This window comes from Chloroflexaceae bacterium, from assembly GCA_025057155.1.
Classification (GTDB): domain Bacteria; phylum Chloroflexota; class Chloroflexia; order Chloroflexales; family Chloroflexaceae; genus JACAEO01.
Window position 1 is genome coordinate 1 of sequence record JANWYD010000069.1, and the last position, 866, is coordinate 866.

Annotated in this window: 2 protein-coding genes; one reads left to right on the forward strand and one right to left on the reverse strand. The window is 73.6% G+C overall.

The genetic code is table 11. The features are described 5' to 3' along the window. Nucleotides 1-336 (forward strand): acetoacetate--CoA ligase (locus tag NZU74_20300; GenBank protein MCS6883671.1); only part of this gene is annotated, 336 nt, incomplete at its 5' end. 49 nt (nt 337-385) lie between these two features. Here NZU74_20300 and NZU74_20305 read toward each other — a convergent pair. After that, nucleotides 386-866: PLP-dependent transferase (locus NZU74_20305; GenBank protein MCS6883672.1), on the reverse strand; the 481-nt coding region annotated here is incomplete at its 5' end.

Below are 866 nucleotides of genomic sequence, written 5' to 3' on the forward strand. Positions count from 1 at the left end.
GAGCAGATCCCGGAAGTGCTCGAGGCGGTGGCGGTGGCGCAGGAGTGGGAGGGCGACGTCCGCGTGGTGCTGTTCGTGCGGCTGCGCGACGGGCTCGTGCTCGACGAGGCGCTGCGCGAGCGCATCCGGCGTCGGATCCGCGAGCACACGACCCCGCGCCACGTCCCGGCGAAGATCCTCCAGGTGGCCGACATCCCCCGCACCAAGTCGGGGAAGATCAGCGAGATCGCGGTGCGGGAGACGATCCACGGCCGGCCGGTGCGGAACACCGAGGCCCTCGCCAATCCCGAGGCGCTGGCGCTGTTCCGCGACCTCGAGGAGCTCAAGTCGGCCTAGCGGCTTCGGCACGACCGCGCCGGGCGGGCGCGGGCCGTGGGAGAGCGGCTCAGGCCAAGGCCTGGGCGAGGTCGTCGAGCAGGTCCTCGGGATCCTCGATCCCGACGCTGAGGCGCACCAGGCCGTCGCCGATCCCGAGGCGCGCCCGCGCCTCCTCGGGCACCGAGGCGTGGGTCATGCGGGCCGGGTGGTTGGCGAGGCTCTCCACCCCTCCGAGGCTCTCGGCGAGGGTGAAGACCCGAAGCCGCTCGAGCATGCGCACCGCCGCCTCCGCGCCGCCGCGGAGCACGAGCGAGACCATGCCGCCGAAGCCCGCCATCTGGGCGCGCGCGAGCCGGTGCTGGGGATGACTCGGAAGGCCCGGATAGATCACGCGCTCGACCGCGGGCTGGACGGCGAGCCACTCGGCGACGGCCTGGGCATTGGCGCAGTGCGCGCGCATCCTGAGCGCGAGGGTCTTCAGCCCGCGCAGGGCGAGGAAGCTCTCGAAGGGCCCCTGGATCGCGCCGACGCTGTTCTGCAGGAAGGCG